Genomic DNA, 17,413 nt, shown 5'->3' with positions numbered 1-17,413 from the left:
AACCCATACCCCAAGCCCGACGTTACGCCCGACCCTCAAGCCCGACCGCACCCTGCCCCCGCAGGAACCCGCTTGCCCCCGGCCCCGCCGCTCTGTATACGCGCGGTCGGTGTCCACAGGCACGTCCGGTGCGGGTCACCATACTGATCCTTATGAGGGAATGCACGCGTCGTCATGAGCCGCCTCGTGATGAAATTCGGCGGCACATCCGTCGCCAACATCGAACGCATCCGCAACGTCGCACGCCATGTGAAGCGTGAGGTCGACGCCGGCCATGAAGTGGCCGTGGTCGTCTCGGCGATGTCGGGCAAAACCAACGAGCTGGTGGCCTGGTGCACCGAGGCCTCGCCGATGCACGACGCGCGCGAATACGACGCCGTCGTCGCCTCGGGCGAGCAGGTGACGTCAGGCCTGCTTGCCATCGTGCTGCAGGGCATGGGCATCCAGGCCCGCTCCTGGCAGGGCTGGCAGATCCCGATCAAGACCAGCGACGCCCATGCCTCGGCCCGGATCGAGGACATCGACGGCAGCGAGATCATCAAGCGCTTCCAGGAGCGCAAGGAGGTCGCCGTCATCGCCGGCTTCCAGGGCATCAACGCCGAGACGGGCCGCATCACCACGCTCGGCCGCGGCGGCTCCGACACCTCGGCCGTGGCCGTCGCCGCAGCCGTCAAGGCCGACCGCTGCGACATCTACACCGACGTCGATGGCGTCTACACCACCGACCCGCGAATCGTGCCGAAGGCCAAGAGGCTCGACAAGATCGCGTTCGAAGACATGCTGGAACTGGCCTCGCAGGGCGCCAAGGTGCTCCAGGTTCGTTCGGTGGAACTCGGCATGGTCCACAACATGCCGATCTTCGTCCGATCGAGCTTCGACAAGCCCGAGGACATCGACCCGCATGCCAACCAACCGCCCGGCACGCTGATCTGCGGCGAGGAGGAGATCATGGAAAACCACGTCGTCACCGGTATCGCCTTCTCGAAGGACGAGGCCCAGATCTCGGTGCGCCAGATCGAGGACAAGCCGGGCGTTGCGGCCTCGATCTTCGGCCCGCTGGCCGAGGCCAACATCAACGTCGACATGATCGTGCAGAACGTCTCCGAGGACGGCAAGACCACCGACCTGACCTTCACGGTCCCGGCCGCCGACTACACCCGCGCCAAGGACACGATTACCGCCGCCAAGGCCAAGATCGGTTATGCACGGCTGGATACCGCCACCGACGTCGCCAAGATCTCGGTGATCGGCAGCGGCATGCGCAGCCATGCCGGCGTCGCCGCCCAGGCGTTCTCGGCCCTCGCGGGGCGGAATATCAACATCCGGGCCATTACAACCTCCGAGATCAAATTCTCGGTTTTGATCGACACGGCTTACACCGAGCTTGCGGTGCGGACCCTGCACACGCTCTACGGCCTCGATCAGGCCTGAAGCGCGACCCTGGTCGCGCTTCACGTGGTTATTTGAGCATGGTCTTTCCGGACCATGCCTAGGCTAATTTTCTCTTAGCGGTCGCAGCAAACGCGAAGGTGTACACACCTTCGCGTTTGGCAGGCGTTTTGCTTGGCAAAACAAGCCCCAGTTCGCTATACGGCGAAGAGGGTGGGCTGCCGCAGACTGTATCCCGGTTCGGGCGGCGCTGATTCGGTGCAAGCGAGAGTTTGCGCCTGCGCCGGACAAACAATTTGGTTGTTTTTCTGGAGTTTTGGTCCAGCCGCCGGCCGATACCGCCGGGCCGGGCAGACGGAGGAGATTGAGGGTTCATGCGGAGCGCGTCGGGAGGTCCCCGCGTCTTGTTGAGACGGCTCCGCGAAACCATGGCGGAGCAGGTCTCGGCCCAGGAGCGGCTGGACAAGATCGTGGTGCTGATCGCCGCCAACATGGTGGCCGAGGTGTGCTCGGTCTACGTGCTGCGCATCGACAACACGCTCGAGCTCTACGCCACCGAAGGCCTCAACCGCGAGGCAGTGCACCATACCGTGCTGAGCGCCCATGAGGGCCTGGTCGGCCTCGTCGCCAGCGAGGCGACGCCGCTCAACCTCAGCGATGCCCAGAGCCACCCGGCCTTCTCGTTCCGTCCCGAGACCGGCGAAGAAATCTATCACTCCTTCCTCGGCGTGCCGATCCTGCGCGCCGGCAATACGCTCGGCGTGCTGGTGGTGCAGAACCGCGCCAAGCGCAATTATGTCGAGGAGGAGCTCGAGGCGCTCCAAACCACCGCGATGGTGCTGGCCGAGCTGATCGCCTCCGGCGAGCTGTCCGCGCTGGCCCAGCCGGGCCAGGAGCCGGCCGCGCGCCATTCGGCGCAGAAGGTCGGCGCCATCCTGTCGGAAGGCATCGCGCTCGGCCATGTCGTGCTGCACGAGCCGCGCGTCGTCATCAAGGACTACATCGCCGAGGACCTGCCGAAGGAAATCAAGCGGCTCGACACCGCGCTCGCCAAGCTGCGCGCCGATCTCGACCGCATGCTGGAGCGCGGCGACGTCGCCGAGGGCGGCGAGCACCGCGAGGTGCTGGAAGCCTACCGCATGTTCGCCAACGACCAGGGCTGGTCGCACAAGCTGCACGAGGCGGTCGCCACCGGCCTCACCGCGGAAGCCGCCGTCGAGCGCGTGCAGTCCGACACCCGCGCCCGCATGCTGCGCTCGACCGACCCATATCTGCGCGACCGGCTGCACGACCTCGAAGATCTCGGCTATCGCCTGATGCGGCAGCTGGTCGGCCAGGACCACGCGCCGTCACGCGAGCAATTGCCCGACAACGCCATCGTCATCGCCCGCGCGATGGGCCCGGCGGCGCTGCTCGACTACGACCGCAAGCGCCTGCGCGGCATCGTGCTGGAGGAAGGCACCGCCAATTCGCACGTCTCGATCGTGGCGCGCGCGCTCGGCATTCCCGCCGTCGGCGAGGTGCCGAACGCACCAGGCATTGCCGATCCCGGCGATGCCATCATCGTCGACGGCACCTCGGGCTCGATCTATGTGCGCCCGTCGCAGGAGATCGAGGCCGCCTTCGCCGAGCGCGTGCGCTTCCGCGCCCGCCGCCAGGCGCAGTATCTGGCGCTGCGCGACCGGCCCTGCATGACCAGGGACGGCCAGAAGGTCGAGCTGATGATCAATGCAGGGTTGGCGATCGACCTGCCGCATATCGAGGACACCGGCAGCGCCGGCATCGGCCTGTTCCGCACCGAGCTGCAGTTCATGGTGGGACAGAGCCTGCCGCGCACCAGCGACCAGCTTGCGCTCTATCGCACCGTGCTGGACGCCGCGGGCGACAAGCCCGTGACCTTCCGCACCCTCGACATCGGCGGCGACAAGGCGCTGCCCTATATGGAAGCCGTGATCGAGGAGAATCCCGCGCTGGGCTGGCGCGCGATCCGGCTCGGTCTCGATCGTCCCGGCCTGCTGCGCGGCCAGATCCGCGCGCTGCTCCGCGCCGGCGGCGGCCGTTCGCTGAAGATCATGTTCCCGATGATCTCGGAGGTCGCCGAATTCGATTCGGCGAAGGCGCTGGTCGAGCGCGAGCTCACCTACCTGCGCCAGCACGGCCACACGCTGCCCGAAAGAATCGACATCGGCACCATGGTCGAGGTGCCCGCCCTGCTCTACCAGCTCGACGAGCTCCTGAAGAAGGTCGACTTCATCTCGGTCGGCTCCAACGATCTGTTCCAGTTCCTGTTCGCGGTCGACCGCGGCAACGCAAAAGTCTCCGAGCGCTTCGACACCATGTCGGCGCCGATCCTGCGCGCGCTGCGCGACATCGCGCGCAAGGCGCAGGGCGCGCAGAAATCGCTCTCGCTCTGCGGCGAGATGGCGTCGAAGCCGATCGGTGCGCTGGCGCTGATCGCGCTCGGCTACCGCTCGCTGTCGCTCTCGGCGACCGCGCTCGGTCCGGTCAAGGCCATGGTGCTCGATCTCGACGCCAGGAAGGCCGAAGCGATGCTTGGCCCGCTGCTGGACGCGCCCGCGGGCAGCGTCTCGATCCGGCAGAAGCTGACGGAATTTGCCGAGGCCGAGGGCCTTGCGTTGTAGCGGGCCTGTCGCCCGCTCCCCGCCGCCCTCGCCTTCTTCCGCCCTTGAGACTGAACCGATGTCGTCACTCCCCGAAGCCAAACTGGACCTCCTGCTCGCCCATCATGCCTCGCTCGAGGCCGAATCGCTGGGGCAGCTCGCCTCCGAGCGCTATGTGCAGATCACGCGCGAGCTTGCCGAGATCACGCCGCTGATCGAGGCGGTGAAGGAATATCGCTCGGCCGTGAAAGAGCTCGCCGATACCGAGGCGTTGATCGCCGATCCCGCGACGGATGCGGAGATGCGCGGCATGGCGGAGGCCGAGCGCGACGAGCTGACGCCGAAGATCGAGGAGCTGGTCCAGAATATCCGCGTCGCCTTGTTGCCCAAGGACGCCATGGACGACCGCAACGTGATGCTGGAAATCCGCGCCGGCACCGGCGGCGACGAGGCCTCGCTGTTCGCCGGCGACCTGTTCCGGATGTACGAGCGCTTCGCGGCCCTGCAGGGCTGGAAGGTCGAGGTGATCTCGGCGAGCGAGGGCACCGTCGGCGGCTACAAGGAAATCATCGCGGAGGTGCAGGGCCGCGGCGCGTTCTCGAAGCTGAAATTCGAATCCGGCGTGCACCGCGTGCAGCGCGTGCCCGACACCGAGACGCAAGGGCGCATCCACACCTCGGCCGCCACTGTCGCGGTGCTGCCCGAGGTCGAGGAGGTCGACGTCGACATCAAGAACGACGACCTCCGGATCGAGACCATGCGCGCCGGCGGCGCCGGCGGCCAGCACGTCAACAAGACGGAATCGGCGATCCGCATCACCCACATCCCGACCGGCATCGTGGTGATGATGCAGGACAGCCGCTCGCAGCACAAGAATCGCGCCTCCGCCATGAACATCCTGCGTTCGCGCATCTACGATGCCGAGCGCCAGCGCGTCGAGGCCGCCCGCTCGGCCGAGCGCAAGGAGAAGGTCGGCTCCGGCGACCGTTCCGAGCGCATCCGCACCTACAATTTTCCGCAAGGCCGCGTCACCGACCACCGTATCAACCTGACGCTCTACAAGCTGCCGCAGGTGATCGCGGGCGAAGCGCTGGGCGAGCTGATCGACGCGCTGACCACCGAGCACCAGGCCGCGCAGCTCGCAGCGCAAGGCGCGGCGGCCTGAGCCCGCGCCTCAGCGTTCTTTGGCCCCGAACGATCGCAGGATCTTGCCCAAGGCGGGTGCGGCGACGCTCAACTCGTCCAGATGGATGCGCGAGAGCGACCGCAGCTTCTGCTCGCCCTTCGCCGTCAGCTTGACCAGGACGCGCCGTGCGTCCTCCGGATCGGCTTGCCGGCCGATCAGCTTCAGCTTCGCCATGCGATCGACCAGCTCGACCGCGGTGTGATGGCGGATCAGGAGGAAGCGCGCGATGTCGCCGACGCTGGCGCCTTCGGGATCGGCCAGGCCCTTGATGGCCAGCAGCGCCTGATGCTGCTGCGCCGTCAGCCCGGCCTTCTGGGCCGCGGCTTCGCTGAAGGCCAGGAAGGTCCGGAGCTGATAGCGGAACTGCGCCAGCGCCGTGTAATCGGCCTCGCGCATTGCACTGCCCTTTGAAGGCGTCGCCGCCGCACGTTCCGTCTTCCGCTTTGATACTGCCATTCCCTGCCCTTGGCGCCGCGCCCGCCGGTGGAGCGAGCGTCGCCGAGACTAGCAAGGAAGACGGGGTGGAACCAACCGACGGGCGCCGCGATGCACACCTATCGCGCCCTCGCCGACCGTCTATTCGAAGTTGGACAAGAGGATCTTCACCAGGATGACCTGAAACGCGATCGGGATGCGCACGCTCTTGCGCCGGATCGAGCGCTGGAGCGCACCGGCGATCTCGGCCGTGGTGAGGCTGCCCGCCGAGGCGTTGGTGATCAGCTCCGCCCACATCTGCGACAGCGAGCCGCCGGATGGGATCACCGGCTTGATGGTGACGCCGCAGCCCTGCGCCCAGTCGACGATCTCCTGCATCGTATGCGGGCCGCAATTGCGCGCGGTCGCAAGACGCTCGGCCGTCAGCGCGCGCAGCAACTCGCGCGAGGGCGACCAATGCCCCTTCGGCGGCTGCTCGCCGGTGAGCTCGACCGCGAGCTCCTTGAGGACGTTCTGGGCGCGCACGGTCAGCTTCTGCATCGGCCTTGGCGCGCGCTTGGCCTGAACGGAGCCGCCGGGCCGCGCGACAAGCCGGTTGCGCGGCTCGGGCCCGCGGGGGGCATCGCCGGACTGCGACGCTCCACGCTGCTCGTCGCTCTCTCCCGCGGGCCGCGCAGCCTGCTGCTGCGGCCAGGCCTGTCGCTTCCGCACGCCCGTCACCGTCGTTTGCCTCGCCGCTTCTCTCGCCGGAACCGCCGGCTTCGTAGTCACAAAGGATAATATATATCGTGATCCGATATGTTTTCACGAGATAATTTTCGCCGTTCGACCAAAGGCGAAATTGACAGAGGACCGTCACAAGCAATGCTTGCAACCCGGAGCAACACGGGGATGTGACGTGCCCGGCGCGAGCAGGCCTTCGGGGCCTGCCGCCCGCCGGACGGGTCGCGTTTGTCTTGAAAACAAGAACGATGTTCGGAGGAAACGATATGACTGACGACCTCATCCGCCGCCGCCTCTCGCGCCGTGGCCTGCTCCAGACCACCGCGGGCCTCATCGGCGGCTCGATGCTGCCGGCAATGCCGGCCTTCGCCGAAGACAAGCCGATCGGCTCCTATCCCTCGGGCGTGTCCGGTTCCACCGCGTTTATCGGAATCTCGGTGCCGCGCACCGGAACCTATGCCGTACAGGGCGAGGACGAGCTCAAGGGCTATCAGCTCGCGATCGAGCACATCAACGAGGGCCATGAGCTGATCAAGAAGATCTCGCCCAAGACCAGCAAGGGCGTGCTCGGCAAGGAGCTGAAGTTCGGCGTCGCGGACTCCGCGGCCAAGCCGAACGAGGCGGTGCAGGCGCAACAGCGCTTCATCAGCGAGAACAAGGCGATCATGATCACCGGCGGAACGTCGAGCGCCGTCGCCGTCGCGCTCAACAAGCTCGCCCAGCGCGAGCATGTGTTGTTCGTCTGCGGCATCTCCGGCTCGAACGACACCACCGGCAAGGATTGCGTGCGTTACGGCGTCCGCCAGAACTTCTTCGGCCAGACCGCGGCCGCGGCGATCGGACCGGTGATGGTCAGGGAGTTCGGCAAGGGCAAGAAGGCGGCCTACCTCACGCCCGACTACACCTACGGCCACACCGTCACCAAGTCGATGCAGGACTTCCTCGCGACCGCCGGCTGGACCACGGTGACCAACCAGGTCGCACCGCTCGGCGCGCCGGACTATTCGTCCTATCTGCTCAACGTCGCGAATTCCGGCGCCGACGTACTGATCAACGTCAATTGGGGCCACGACGCGGTGCTGTCGACCCAGCAGGCCAAGCAGTTCGGCGTGCTCGACAAGATGAAGCTGGTCGTCCCCTACCAGGTGCCGTTCATCGCGCGCGAGACCGGCGGCCTGATGCAGGGCGTCTATGCCGCCACCGACTATTGGTGGACGATCGAAGACAAGTTCCCGCTGGCCAAGATGTTCAACGAGGCCTTCGAGAAGAAGTACGGCTACAAGCCGGAATGGGGCGCCGAGAACGCGTATGTCAGCTTCGCGCACTGGGCCCGCATGTGCGAGCAGGCCGGCAGCTTCAGTCCTCCCGACGTGATCAAGGCCTATGAGAAGGGCGAGACGATCCCCTCCCTCGTCGGCGACGTGCATTACCGCCCCGAGGATCACCAGTGCGTCCGCCCCGTGATCATCGTCAAGGGCAAGCAGCAGAAGGACATGAAGAACAAGGAAGACTGGTACGACGTGGTCGAGATCGTCCCCGGCGATAGCCTGATGCAGAAACCGGACGCATTCGGCTGCCATCTCGGCGACTACACCTGATCCCGCGCTAACCCCTGTGACGCCGCGGGCTGAACTCTGGTCCTGCGGCGTCACCTTTTTTGACGCAGCTGCCCCGCGCGTCGCAACGGCGATCATTGCATGATTAGTTGGCCAAATCTCGTTTCGCAGCTCTTCAACGGGCTCGCACTCGGCGCATTGCTCGCGCTGATCAGCTCCGGCCTGACCATCATCTACGGCACGCTCGGCGTGCTCAACCTCGCGCACGGCGCGATGTTCATGATCGGCGGCTATGCCGGATTCGTCGCGTACCAGTACACGGAATCATTCGTCCTCGCCGTCATCGCGGGATCGCTGTTCGTGATGCTGCTCGGCGTCGCGATGGAGCGCGTCATCATCCGCCATTTCTATCATCGTCCGCACGAGGACCAGTTGCTGGTGACGTTCGGGCTCGGCATCTGCTTCGTCGAACTGGTGCGCCTGATCTTCTCGAGCCAGTCGCAGATCGTGCCGCCGCCGGCGCTGTTCCAGGGCATCACCAATCTCGGCTTCATGTTCTACCCGACCTATCGCCTGGCCGTGGTCGGCATCGTCGCGGTCGCGCTGGGCGCGCTGTTCATCGTGCTCTACCGGACCCGGCTCGGCATGATCGTGCGGGCCGGCATCGAGGATTCGGTGATGGTCGATTCGCTCGGCATCAACGTCTACCGCGTCTTCATGGTGGTGTTCGGCATCGGCGCGATGGCCGCGGGCTTTGCCGGCATCATCAACGCGCCGGTGGTGTCGCTGACACCGGGGATCGGCGACGACATCCTGGTCCAGACCTTCGTGGTGGTGGTGATCGGCGGCGTCGGCTCGTTCCCCGGCGCGATCCTCGGCGGCCTGATCGCCGGCGAGATCATCAGCGTCACCTCCATGTTCAACCCCGGCTATGCCTATGTGATGCTGTTTGCGGCAATGACGCTCGTGCTCGTGGTGCGACCGCATGGCCTGCTCGGCGTCCAGGGCCGCGAGTAAGCGATTTCCCGATGCTCAAGCAACGCCCGTTCCTGATCGAGACCCTGACCGCGATCGGCTTGATCGCAGCGCCCTTCGTGCTGCCTCATCTCGGCTTCGCCCCCAACACCGTGAACCGGATCCTGGTCTGGGGCCTGTTCGGCCTCGGCTTCGACATCCTGTTCGGCTTCACCGGCCTGCTGTCGTTCGGCCAGTCCGCGTTCTATGGCACCGGCGGCTTCGTCGCGGCGTATCTTCTGACTCGCGCGGGCTTCGGCAACGTGCTGGGCGCGCTGATCATCGGCATGATCGCGGCGGCCGCGACCGGCTACCTGATCGGCCTGATCGCGCTGCGCCGCACCGGCATCTACTTCGCGATGATCACCGTGGCGATCGCAGAGGTGTTCTTCTTCGTCGAGTTCAATCCGCTGTCGGATTTCACCGGCGGCGAGAACGGCCTGCCGGGCGTACCGACGCCGAGCTTCAATCTCGGCTTCACCACCCTGCATTTCACCAATGGCTGGTCGCTCTATCAGTTCATCGCGCTGTGCTATTTCGTCGGCGTCGCCATCGCGCTCCGGATCGTGCGGTCGCCGGTCGGCGCCATCTTCAGCGCCATCCGTGACAATCCGCTACGCGCCACCGCCGTCGGCCACAACATCCACGGCTACAAGCTGACGGCCTTCGTGATCGCCGCGGCTTATGCCGGTTTCGCCGGCGGCCTGCTCGGCGTGCTCCAGGCCTTCATGCCGCCCGACGCGTTCACTTTCGACACCTCCGGCCAGCTCGTGATGCAGACCGCCATTGGCGGCCGCGGAACGCTGTTCGGCCCGCTGGTCGGCGCGACCGTCTGGCTCTTCCTCCAGGATTTCCTCCAGTCGGCGCTGGGCCTCGGCGCCGCCTGGAAGCTGGTGCTCGGCGTGGTGTTCGTGCTGCTGGTCTGCTTCCTGCGCGGCGGCATCGTCGGCGGCCTTGCCGACCTCTATCGCCTCGCCTCCGGCAAGCGTCAGCGGACGGATGCCGACACGGAGCAGGATGCCGAAGCGACGCCGCAGCTCCCGCCCGCCCCGTTGCAGGCCAAGGACGTCGCGCATCCCGCCTATTCCGGACCGATCCTGCAAGCCACCGGCCTCACCAAGCGTTATGGCGGCCTCGTCGCCAACAGCGACATCGATTTCAGCGTCAACCAGGGCGAGCTGCGCGGCATCATCGGTCCCAACGGCGCCGGCAAATCGACCTTCTTCAAGATGCTGACCTGCGAGATCGCGCCGACCTCCGGCCGGATCGTGTTCGAGGGACGCGACATCACGGGATTGAAGGTCACAGAGGTTTGCCAGCTCGGCCTCACCAAGAGCTACCAGGTCAACCAGCTCTTCACCGGCCTTACCGTGCGGCAAAACTTGACGATCGCGGCGCTGGCGGAACTCCGCGGAAAATTCCGGCTCGACCTGTTCAGGAAGCTCTCTAGTGTGGCTGGCCTGACCGAGCAGGTGGAGCATACGCTCGCGCTGGTCAATTTGACCCGCCGCGCCGACACACAGGTCGCCGAGCTTGCCTATGGCGAGAAGCGCCGCCTGGAGATCGGGCTTGCGCTCGCGACCTCGCCGCGCCTGCTGCTGCTCGACGAGCCGCTGGCCGGCATGAGTCCGCGCGAGCGCGTCGAGACCGTCAAGCTGCTCAAGTCGATCGCGCGCGGGCGCACCATGATCATCATCGACCACGACATGGATTCGCTGTTCGAGCTGGTCGAGCGCGTGACGGTGCTGCAGGAGGGCAAGGTGCTGCTGGACGGCACGCCGGAGGAAATCAGGACCAACGCCGCGGTGCAGGAGGCCTATCTCGGCGGCGTGCATGGGGAGATCGCCGCATGAGCCTGATCGAGGTCAACAGCCTGAACAGCTACTATGGCGATTCCCACATCCTGTTCGACGTCTCGATGCATGTCGAGCGTCACGAGGTGGTGGCGCTGCTCGGCCGCAACGGCGCCGGCAAGAGCACCACGCTCAAGAGCCTGATGGGCGTCGTGACGCCGCGCAGCGGCAGCGTGAAGTTCGACGGCACCGACGTCGCCGGGCGCAGGAGCCACAAGATCGCGCAGGCCGGCATGCAGCTCGTGCACGAGGAGCGCCGCATCTTCGGCAGCCTGTCGGTGGAGGAGAACATCGTCCTCGCCGGGATCACCGCGCCGAAGCGCTGGCCGCTCGGGCGCATCTACGAGATGTTTCCGCGGCTGAAGGAACGGCGCAACAATCGCGGCACCGAACTCTCGGGCGGCGAGCAGCAGATGCTCGCGATCGCGCGGGCGCTGGTGCGCGATCCCAAGATCGTGCTGCTCGACGAGCCGTTCGAGGGCCTTGCGCCCGTGATCGTCCACGATCTCGTCAAGGCCTGCCGCGAGCTGGCGGCCGCCGGCCAGACCATCGTGCTGGTCGAGCAGAATCTGGCGGCAACGCTGGCGCTGGCGACGCGCATCTACATCATCAACAACGGGCACATCGTGCACGAAGGTCCGGCACAGGAGCTCAAGGCCCAGCCGGAGCTGCTGCAGCGCTATCTCGGCGTCTAGTCGGCGCCGCTAGCTGCCGAGCGCCGCGATCATCCGCCTGGCGTGATCGGCGAGCACGGCCATGTCTTCCTTGCGCGTCTGCGCCGGCAAGAGCTCGATGCCGGCGCGGACCGGCATGACGTGCATGTGCAGGTGAAGAACCACCTGCCCGCTGGCAGGCTCGCTGAATTGCTGGAGGATGATACCTTCCGCGTCGAAGGCCTTCATCGCGGCGACCGCGATCCGCTTGGCGGTCAGCGCAACAGCGGCGAGCTCGCCCTCCGCGATGTCGAGGATCCCTCGCGCCGGCGCCCTCGGAATCACCAGCGTATGTCCCGGCGAGCGCGGCATGATGTCGAGGAAAGCCAGGCTGCGGTCGTCCCTGAAGACCTCGAAACAGGGAATTTCGCCGCGCAGGATCTTTGCGAAGACGTTCTGATCGTCATACGGCGCCATGGATCCCTCCCTCGCTGCAGGGGACGATGAGACGCGCTCCTTGCCGTTGACGCAAGCAAGTCCGCCGATCTATCCACGATGCCAGGCAGGATGGTTCCATTGACGACAGCTTCCGATTCCGGACCCAGCATCGAGAGCGCAAGGCGCAGCCTTTCGGCGCGGCTGCAGGCGGCCGGCATCGAGGAGGCCGGGCTCGATGCGCGTCTGCTTGTCGGCGCCGCGCTGGAGCTCGACCTGACGGGCCTGGTCACCCAGGCCGCGCGACGGCTCACGGCAGAGGAGACCGCGCGGCTCGAAGCCTATGCGCAGCGCCGGATCGCGGGCGAGCCGGTCGCGCGCATCCTCGGGACGCGCGAATTCTGGGGCCTGCCGCTTCGCCTCTCGGACGCGACACTGGTCCCGCGTCCCGACACCGAGACCGTGGTCGAGCGCGCGCTCGAGCTGTTTCGCGAACGGAAGATCCAGCAGCCCCGCATCGCCGACATCGGCACCGGCTCCGGCGCGATCCTGCTCGCGCTGCTGCACGAGATTCCCGATGCCTTCGGTGTCGGCACCGATCTCAGCCTCACCGCACTCGGCACCGCGCGCGGCAATGCCGCTTCTCTGGGCCTCGGCAACCGGTCCGGCTTCGTCGCCTGCTCCTATCTGGCGGCGCTCTCGGGCCCGTTCGACCTGATCGTGTCGAATCCGCCCTATATCCCCTCGGCCGAAATTCCGAAATTGAGCATCGAGGTGCGCGAGCACGATCCGCATCTGGCGCTCGACGGCGGCAATGACGGGTATGATGCCTACCGCGCCCTGATCCCGCAGGCGGCCGAGCGCCTCGTTCCCGGCGGCGCGCTGATCGTCGAGGCGGGACAGGGCCAGGCCAGAAATATTGAAACCTTGATGGCTGCTGCCGCGTTGGTAGTGGACAGGCCACCCAAGGCCGATTTGGCGGGCATCCCGAGGGCCGTGTCGGCCCGAAAAATGCCCCCATAAAAGCCGGATTGGCTTGTAAAAAGCTCTTGGAATATCCCTTGGGAACGACTACGTTCCGGTCAACACATCGGTGCCGGCCCCGTAGACCTACGGGCGAAAGCCGGGCTCTCGGACGAGAGCTTTACTGATTTAAAGGTTCCAAGCCGCAGGTCCTGTTGAGCGCGATGGCCCAGTGAGCTGCGCTGCTCTCCGACCGCAAAGTGAACGAAAGCCTGATATTGCGCTTGAACACTTACGCAAGAAAGCTGGGCTTGTTTCGGCAGGCGAAATGAATGGGTTCGCTGGCAATCAATGCTGGCGGGTGGGGAACGCGTCTTTGTTGAACGCGACGGTCGACGAACATTGGCAGGGTTCAACCCGCTCTCACGCGCGGTGCGTGCGAGCACTGTGAACCGTTGTCATCAGGTCAGTCTCAGCAATCAGTAATGCGTGCAACCTTTAGGGCTGGAATTAAAGGCAGGACATGAGAAACGGTCAGAACAAGCAGCGGATGCGCAACCGCAACAACAATAACAACAACAATAACCGGCGCGGCCAGAACCCGATGACCCGGGTCTACGAGTCCAACGGTCCCGATATCAAGATCCGCGGCACGGCTTCGCATATCGCCGAAAAGTATCTGCAGCTCGCGCGCGATGCGCGCTCCTCCGGCGACCCCGTTGCGGCCGAGAACTACTACCAGCATGCCGAGCACTATTTCCGCCTGATCGCGGCGGCCCAGGAGCAGTTCCGCCAGAACCAGCAGCCGCGCGGCGACGAGCCGATCAGCAACACCAGCGGCGACGACAGCGAGGACGACGGCGAGAATTTCTCGGCATTCGGCCAAGAGCCGGGCTTCGTTCCGCAGCCGCCGCAGCAACAGCAGCCCTTCATGCGCGACCGCGACGGCCAGCGCGATCATCACCAGCGTGATCACCAGCCGCGCGACAATCAGCAGCCCTATCAGCGCGACAATCAGCAGCCGCGCGAGCATCGCGAACGCGATCACCGCGCTCAGCCGCAATATCAGCCGCAACCGCAACCCGCGAACCAGCCGCAGCCCGTCATCGCCGAGGCCGGCGGCGTCGATCGCCTGCCCTCCTTCATCACCGGCGCGCAGCCGCAAGTGAATGTCGGCACGAATGGCGCCCAAGGCAATTTCGAGGGCGGCGGTGGCGGCGAGCGCTTTCCGCGCCGGCGGCGCCGGCCGCATGGCCCGCGCCCCGAACGCGAGGCCGCTCCGGCGGCGTCCGGCGACGATCTCGCGCCGAGCGAGTAAGCCTCTTTTCGATTTTCCGAGCTGTATCGTCCCGGCCTCGCGCCGGGACGATTCGTTTCAGCTGCGTGTCGCCGTCGTCGAGGACGGCACCAGCACGGGCTTGGCCAGCGAGGGAATCAGCCGCGCCCGCTCGCGCTTGGCGGGGATCGCGCGATAGACCTGCTTGGTGGCCTCGACGATATGGACGCCGGCAAACGGCAGCGACAGCGCCGCGCCGGCACGCTCCCACATCTGCGCCGATTTCAGCACCCAGCCGCCGGCATAAGGCGGCATGAACAGCGCCTCGCCCCAGGCGGTCGGCGTGAACCAGGTCTGGCGCAACAGGTCGGTGATCTGTGAGCGCGAATAGGGCCGGCCATGACCGAACGGCGTGCTGTCGGTGCGGGTCCATACGCCGCGCCTGTTCGGAATCACCGCCATGACGCGGCCGGAGGCGGACAGCACCCGCCACACCTCGCGCAGCAGCGCGGCCGGATCGTCCGACATCTCCAGCGCGTGGACCAGCAGGATGCGGTCGACCGCGGCGTCCGGAAGCGGCAGCGAGAACTCGTCCACCAGCGAGGCCAGCGCCGGCCGCCCCGTCGGCCATTTCAGCACGCCCTGGGCCGCCGGCATGAAGGCGATGCAGCGCTCGGCATCCTCGCGGAACAACCCCAGATAGGGCGTGGGATAGCCGATGCCGAGCACGCGCTGGCCCTCGGCACCCGGCCAGCGTTCCCGGATGCCGCGGTTGATCATCTGCCGCGCCACGATGCCGAGGCGGCGGGAATAGAACTCGCGGAGGTCGACGACGTCGATGGTCATGACGGCAATGTAACATGCGCGAGGGCACGCCTGCGCGCGGAATATTGCATTGCCTGCGCAACGTTAACGCCATATTTGTCTGGCGGGGCTGAGCCCGATGGAGATGACATGGCCGCCGAAATTCGTACTTTCAGCTGTTTAAACGATAATTTCGGTTATCTGATCCACGATGTGGAAACCAAGGCGACGGCGTCGGTCGACGCGCCGGAGGCCGGTCCCATCCTGAAGGCGCTGGAGCGCGAGGGCTGGCAGCTCACCGACATCCTGATCACCCATCATCACGGCGATCATGTCGGCGGCGTCGCCGAGCTCAAGCAGAAATACAATTGCCGCGTCGTCGCGCCGCACGACAAGTCGGCGAAGATCGCCAATGTCGATTTGCGCGTCGCCAATGCCGACGTGGTCAGGATCGGCAATCTGCTGGCACGCGTCGTGGAGACGCCCGGCCATACGCTCGACCACATCTCCTACGTATTCGACAATGAGAAGGCCGTGTTCGCCGCCGACACGCTGTTCTCGATCGGCTGCGGCCGCGTGTTCGAGGGTACCTATCCGATGATGTGGGATTCGCTGCTGAAGCTGCGCGCCCTGCCCGACGACTTCAATCTCTATTGCGGTCACGAATATACCGCGTCCAACGTCAAATTCGCCATCACCATCGACCCCGACAATGCCGCGCTGCAGGCGCGCGCGGCGGAGGTGACGAGGCTGCGGGCGGAGAACAAGCCGACCATTCCCGTGCTGCTTGGCGACGAGAAGCGGGCGAACGTGTTCCTGCGCGCCGATGAGCCCTCGATTGCAGCCAGGCTGCACATGAAGGGCGCGGATGCCGCCGCGGTATTCGGCGAACTCCGCGAGCGCAAAAACAAATCCTGAAGAAAAATCCTGACGAGGATCGATGCCGACCGCCGCCGAGATCATCGCACGCCTCGAACTCCGCCCGCATCCCGAAGGCGGGCACTATCGCGAGACGTTTCGCGACCAGACCACTGATACCAACGGGCGCTCGCGTTCGACGCTGATCTATTTCCTGCTCGCGCGCGGCGAACGCTCGCACTGGCATCGCATCGATGCGGTCGAGAGCTGGCACTATTACGCCGGCAGTCCCCTGACGCTGCGCATCGCCCATGAGGGCTGCTCGCAGCACGAGGTGCGGCTCGGCACCGACCTGATCGGCGGCGAGCGGCCGCAGGCCATCGTGCCGGCGAATGCCTGGCAGATGGCGGAGAGCACCGGCGACTGGACGCTGGTCGGCTGCACGGTGGCGCCGGCGTTCGAGTTCGCGAAGTTCGAGCTCGCACCGAACGGCTGGGAGCCCTAAGGCGTGATGAGATTTGGATGAGTCGTCATCGCGCTTTAGGTTGTTGCTTGCGCATGATCTTTTCGGAAAACCGCTTCGCACTTTTCCGGATCATGCTCTAGATCCGCAATCCGGAATCGGGTGGGTCCGATCTGCTTCCCGCTCTAGGACAACGCTCCCAATCAAGAGGAGCGCATGATGCACGGAACATTCAACCCCGCGGTCCAGATCGACCCCGCCATCCTGTATTTCGGAACGCCCGTCGTCCTGATCGGATCGACCAATGAGGACGGCTCGCACAATCTCGCGCCGATGTCGTCGGCGTGGTGGGTGGGATGGCGCTGCATGCTCGGGCTCGCCCGCAATTCCAAGACCACCGAGAACATGATTCGCACCGGCGAATGCGTGCTCAATCTGCCGTCGGCCGACCTCGTCGCGGCGGTCGATCGCCTCGCCCGCACGACGGGATCAGATCCGGTGCCACCCGGAAAACTTTATCGCGGCTACCGGCACGAGAAGGACAAGTTCGGCCTCAGCGGCCTCACGGCACTGCCGGGCGAGACGGTCAACGCTCCGCGCGCGGCCGAGTGCGCGGTGCAGATGGAAGCGAAGGTCGCCCATGTGCATGAGATGGCACAGGACGATAAGGTCTGGCGCGGCAATCTCGCTGCGATCGAGGTCCGCATCACTCGCGTGCATGCGCACCCTCACATCATGATGGAGGGCGCACCCAACCGGATCGATCCCGACAAATGGCGTCCGCTGATTCTCAGCTTCCAGGAATTCTACGGCCTGACGCCGCAGCGCCTGCAGCGCTCCGAGCTCGGACAGATTCCCGAAGCGATGTACCGGCCGCCGGGCTGGCAGCCGGCGCTCTAGCCGCGGCTCAATCCTGGTCGGCCGGGATGGACTTCCGCAGGGGTATGCGACGCACGATCCTCGTCGGAAGCGCATCATAGGCCGGCCGGTACCCGCCGGCCCTGTATTCCTCCTCCGTCAGCTGGACGTAGGATTGTCCATCGGTGACCGTGACTGTCTGGGGCCGGCCATTCACACGCTCGTTCCGATGCGTGCCCTTGAACGTCTCGGGATTCGCGCCGGCTTGCGCGACGACGCCCGGACCCGCGACCATCACGGTCAAGATCAGCGCCATGGCCAATGAG

17 protein-coding genes are annotated in these 17,413 nt (G+C 65.8%); 12 read left to right on the top strand and 5 right to left on the bottom strand.

Annotated elements, in window-relative coordinates:
• The first annotated feature begins 174 nt into the window (after positions 1-174).
• From JQ617_RS38980 to prfA, 3 genes are all read left to right on the top strand, one after another.
• Positions 175-1,431 (top strand): aspartate kinase, encoded by a 1,257-nt coding sequence (locus JQ617_RS38980; RefSeq protein WP_063692838.1) that lies wholly within the window; start codon positions 175-177, stop codon positions 1,429-1,431.
• Between the two features lie 332 nt (positions 1,432-1,763).
• Positions 1,764-4,031, top strand: a complete 2,268-nt coding sequence (gene ptsP / locus JQ617_RS38975) for a phosphoenolpyruvate--protein phosphotransferase (RefSeq protein ID WP_063692836.1) — start codon at positions 1,764-1,766, stop codon at positions 4,029-4,031.
• 58 nt (positions 4,032-4,089) lie between these two features.
• Positions 4,090-5,175, top strand: a complete 1,086-nt coding sequence (gene prfA, locus JQ617_RS38970) for a peptide chain release factor 1 (protein WP_212030977.1) — start codon at positions 4,090-4,092, stop codon at positions 5,173-5,175.
• A 9-nt stretch (positions 5,176-5,184) separates the two neighbouring features.
• On the opposite strand, the gene JQ617_RS38965 is transcribed toward prfA, so the two are convergent.
• Entirely contained in the window at positions 5,185-5,652 is a 468-nt protein-coding gene (locus JQ617_RS38965; RefSeq protein ID WP_212030976.1) for a MarR family winged helix-turn-helix transcriptional regulator, read from the bottom strand.
• 120 nt (positions 5,653-5,772) lie between these two features.
• On the bottom strand, positions 5,773-6,342 hold the full coding sequence (locus tag JQ617_RS38960; protein ID WP_249157862.1) for a hypothetical protein: 570 nt from the start codon (positions 6,340-6,342) through the stop codon (positions 5,773-5,775).
• 278 nt (positions 6,343-6,620) lie between these two features.
• Between JQ617_RS38960 and JQ617_RS38955 the strand changes: the two genes are divergently transcribed.
• The 4 genes from JQ617_RS38955 to JQ617_RS38940 all read left to right on the top strand — a co-directional run bounded on the left by JQ617_RS38955 (position 6,621) and on the right by JQ617_RS38940 (position 11,472).
• Positions 6,621-7,952, top strand: a complete 1,332-nt coding sequence (locus tag JQ617_RS38955) for a substrate-binding protein (RefSeq protein WP_212030974.1) — start codon at positions 6,621-6,623, stop codon at positions 7,950-7,952.
• A 99-nt stretch (positions 7,953-8,051) separates the two neighbouring features.
• Complete coding sequence (locus JQ617_RS38950; protein ID WP_212030973.1) at positions 8,052-8,927, top strand: branched-chain amino acid ABC transporter permease; 876 nt, start codon at positions 8,052-8,054, stop codon at positions 8,925-8,927.
• Positions 8,928-8,938: 11 nt separating this feature from the next.
• On the top strand, positions 8,939-10,777 hold the full coding sequence (locus JQ617_RS38945; protein ID WP_212030972.1) for a branched-chain amino acid ABC transporter ATP-binding protein/permease: 1,839 nt from the start codon (positions 8,939-8,941) through the stop codon (positions 10,775-10,777).
• Entirely contained in the window at positions 10,774-11,472 is a 699-nt protein-coding gene (locus JQ617_RS38940; protein WP_212030971.1) for an ABC transporter ATP-binding protein, read from the top strand. Before JQ617_RS38945 ends, JQ617_RS38940 begins: the two co-directional genes overlap by 4 nt.
• Positions 11,473-11,481: 9 nt before the next feature.
• On the opposite strand, the gene JQ617_RS38935 is transcribed toward JQ617_RS38940, so the two are convergent.
• Positions 11,482-11,907 carry an HIT domain-containing protein gene (locus JQ617_RS38935; RefSeq protein WP_212030970.1) on the bottom strand — a complete coding sequence of 142 codons (426 nt, stop codon included), beginning with the start codon at positions 11,905-11,907 and terminating at the stop codon, positions 11,482-11,484.
• A gap of 90 nt (positions 11,908-11,997) precedes the next feature.
• On the opposite strand from JQ617_RS38935, the gene prmC reads away from it, so the two are divergent.
• A complete protein-coding gene (prmC, locus tag JQ617_RS38930; RefSeq protein ID WP_212030969.1) occupies positions 11,998-12,888 on the top strand; it encodes a peptide chain release factor N(5)-glutamine methyltransferase in 891 nt (296 codons plus the stop codon).
• 463 nt (positions 12,889-13,351) lie between these two features.
• On the top strand, positions 13,352-14,146 hold the full coding sequence (locus JQ617_RS38925) for a DUF4167 domain-containing protein (RefSeq protein ID WP_212030968.1): 795 nt from the start codon (positions 13,352-13,354) through the stop codon (positions 14,144-14,146).
• 57 nt (positions 14,147-14,203) lie between these two features.
• Here JQ617_RS38925 and JQ617_RS38920 read toward each other — a convergent pair whose 3' ends face one another.
• Positions 14,204-14,950, bottom strand: coding sequence for a methyltransferase domain-containing protein (locus tag JQ617_RS38920; protein ID WP_212030967.1), 747 nt, complete (start codon positions 14,948-14,950; stop codon positions 14,204-14,206).
• Positions 14,951-15,058: 108 nt separating this feature from the next.
• Between JQ617_RS38920 and gloB the strand changes: the two genes are divergently transcribed.
• The 3 genes from gloB (at position 15,059) to JQ617_RS38905 (ending at position 17,129) form a co-directional block, all read left to right on the top strand.
• Entirely contained in the window at positions 15,059-15,826 is a 768-nt protein-coding gene (gene gloB / locus JQ617_RS38915; protein ID WP_212030966.1) for a hydroxyacylglutathione hydrolase, read from the top strand.
• 22 nt (positions 15,827-15,848) lie between these two features.
• Entirely contained in the window at positions 15,849-16,271 is a 423-nt protein-coding gene (locus JQ617_RS38910) for a cupin domain-containing protein (RefSeq protein ID WP_212030965.1), read from the top strand.
• 177 nt (positions 16,272-16,448) lie between these two features.
• Positions 16,449-17,129, top strand: coding sequence for a flavin reductase family protein (locus JQ617_RS38905; RefSeq protein WP_212031001.1), 681 nt, complete (start codon positions 16,449-16,451; stop codon positions 17,127-17,129).
• Between the two features lie 7 nt (positions 17,130-17,136).
• Here JQ617_RS38905 and JQ617_RS38900 read toward each other — a convergent pair whose 3' ends face one another.
• Positions 17,137-17,409, bottom strand: a complete 273-nt coding sequence (locus JQ617_RS38900; protein ID WP_212030964.1) for a hypothetical protein — start codon at positions 17,407-17,409, stop codon at positions 17,137-17,139.
• Positions 17,410-17,413: the final 4 nt, after the last annotated feature.

It is taken from the genome of Bradyrhizobium sp. KB893862 SZCCT0404, assembly GCF_018130885.1.
In the GTDB taxonomy this organism is placed as follows: Bacteria; Pseudomonadota; Alphaproteobacteria; order Rhizobiales; family Xanthobacteraceae; genus Bradyrhizobium; species Bradyrhizobium stylosanthis.
The sequence above is the reverse complement of the archived record's forward strand: the minus strand, read 5'-3'. Positions and strand labels throughout refer to the sequence as shown.

Bases quoted from the DNA above. Each gene is read 5' to 3' on its own strand.
- JQ617_RS38980 (WP_063692838.1), top strand. From the start codon at position 175: ATGAGCCGCCTCGTGATGAAATTCGGCGGCACATCCGTCGCCAACATC.
- ptsP (WP_063692836.1), top strand. From the start codon at position 1,764: ATGCGGAGCGCGTCGGGAGGTCCCCGCGTCTTGTTGAGACGGCTCCGC.
- prfA (WP_212030977.1), top strand. From the start codon at position 4,090: ATGTCGTCACTCCCCGAAGCCAAACTGGACCTCCTGCTCGCCCATCAT.
- JQ617_RS38965 (WP_212030976.1), bottom strand. From the start codon at position 5,652: ATGGCAGTATCAAAGCGGAAGACGGAACGTGCGGCGGCGACGCCTTCA.
- JQ617_RS38955 (WP_212030974.1), top strand. From the start codon at position 6,621: ATGACTGACGACCTCATCCGCCGCCGCCTCTCGCGCCGTGGCCTGCTC.
- JQ617_RS38950 (WP_212030973.1), top strand. From the start codon at position 8,052: ATGATTAGTTGGCCAAATCTCGTTTCGCAGCTCTTCAACGGGCTCGCA.
- JQ617_RS38945 (WP_212030972.1), top strand. From the start codon at position 8,939: ATGCTCAAGCAACGCCCGTTCCTGATCGAGACCCTGACCGCGATCGGC.
- JQ617_RS38940 (WP_212030971.1), top strand. From the start codon at position 10,774: ATGAGCCTGATCGAGGTCAACAGCCTGAACAGCTACTATGGCGATTCC.
- JQ617_RS38935 (WP_212030970.1), bottom strand. From the start codon at position 11,907: ATGGCGCCGTATGACGATCAGAACGTCTTCGCAAAGATCCTGCGCGGC.
- prmC (WP_212030969.1), top strand. From the start codon at position 11,998: ATGGTTCCATTGACGACAGCTTCCGATTCCGGACCCAGCATCGAGAGC.
- JQ617_RS38925 (WP_212030968.1), top strand. From the start codon at position 13,352: ATGAGAAACGGTCAGAACAAGCAGCGGATGCGCAACCGCAACAACAAT.
- JQ617_RS38920 (WP_212030967.1), bottom strand. From the start codon at position 14,950: ATGACCATCGACGTCGTCGACCTCCGCGAGTTCTATTCCCGCCGCCTC.
- gloB (WP_212030966.1), top strand. From the start codon at position 15,059: ATGGCCGCCGAAATTCGTACTTTCAGCTGTTTAAACGATAATTTCGGT.
- JQ617_RS38910 (WP_212030965.1), top strand. From the start codon at position 15,849: ATGCCGACCGCCGCCGAGATCATCGCACGCCTCGAACTCCGCCCGCAT.
- JQ617_RS38905 (WP_212031001.1), top strand. From the start codon at position 16,449: ATGCACGGAACATTCAACCCCGCGGTCCAGATCGACCCCGCCATCCTG.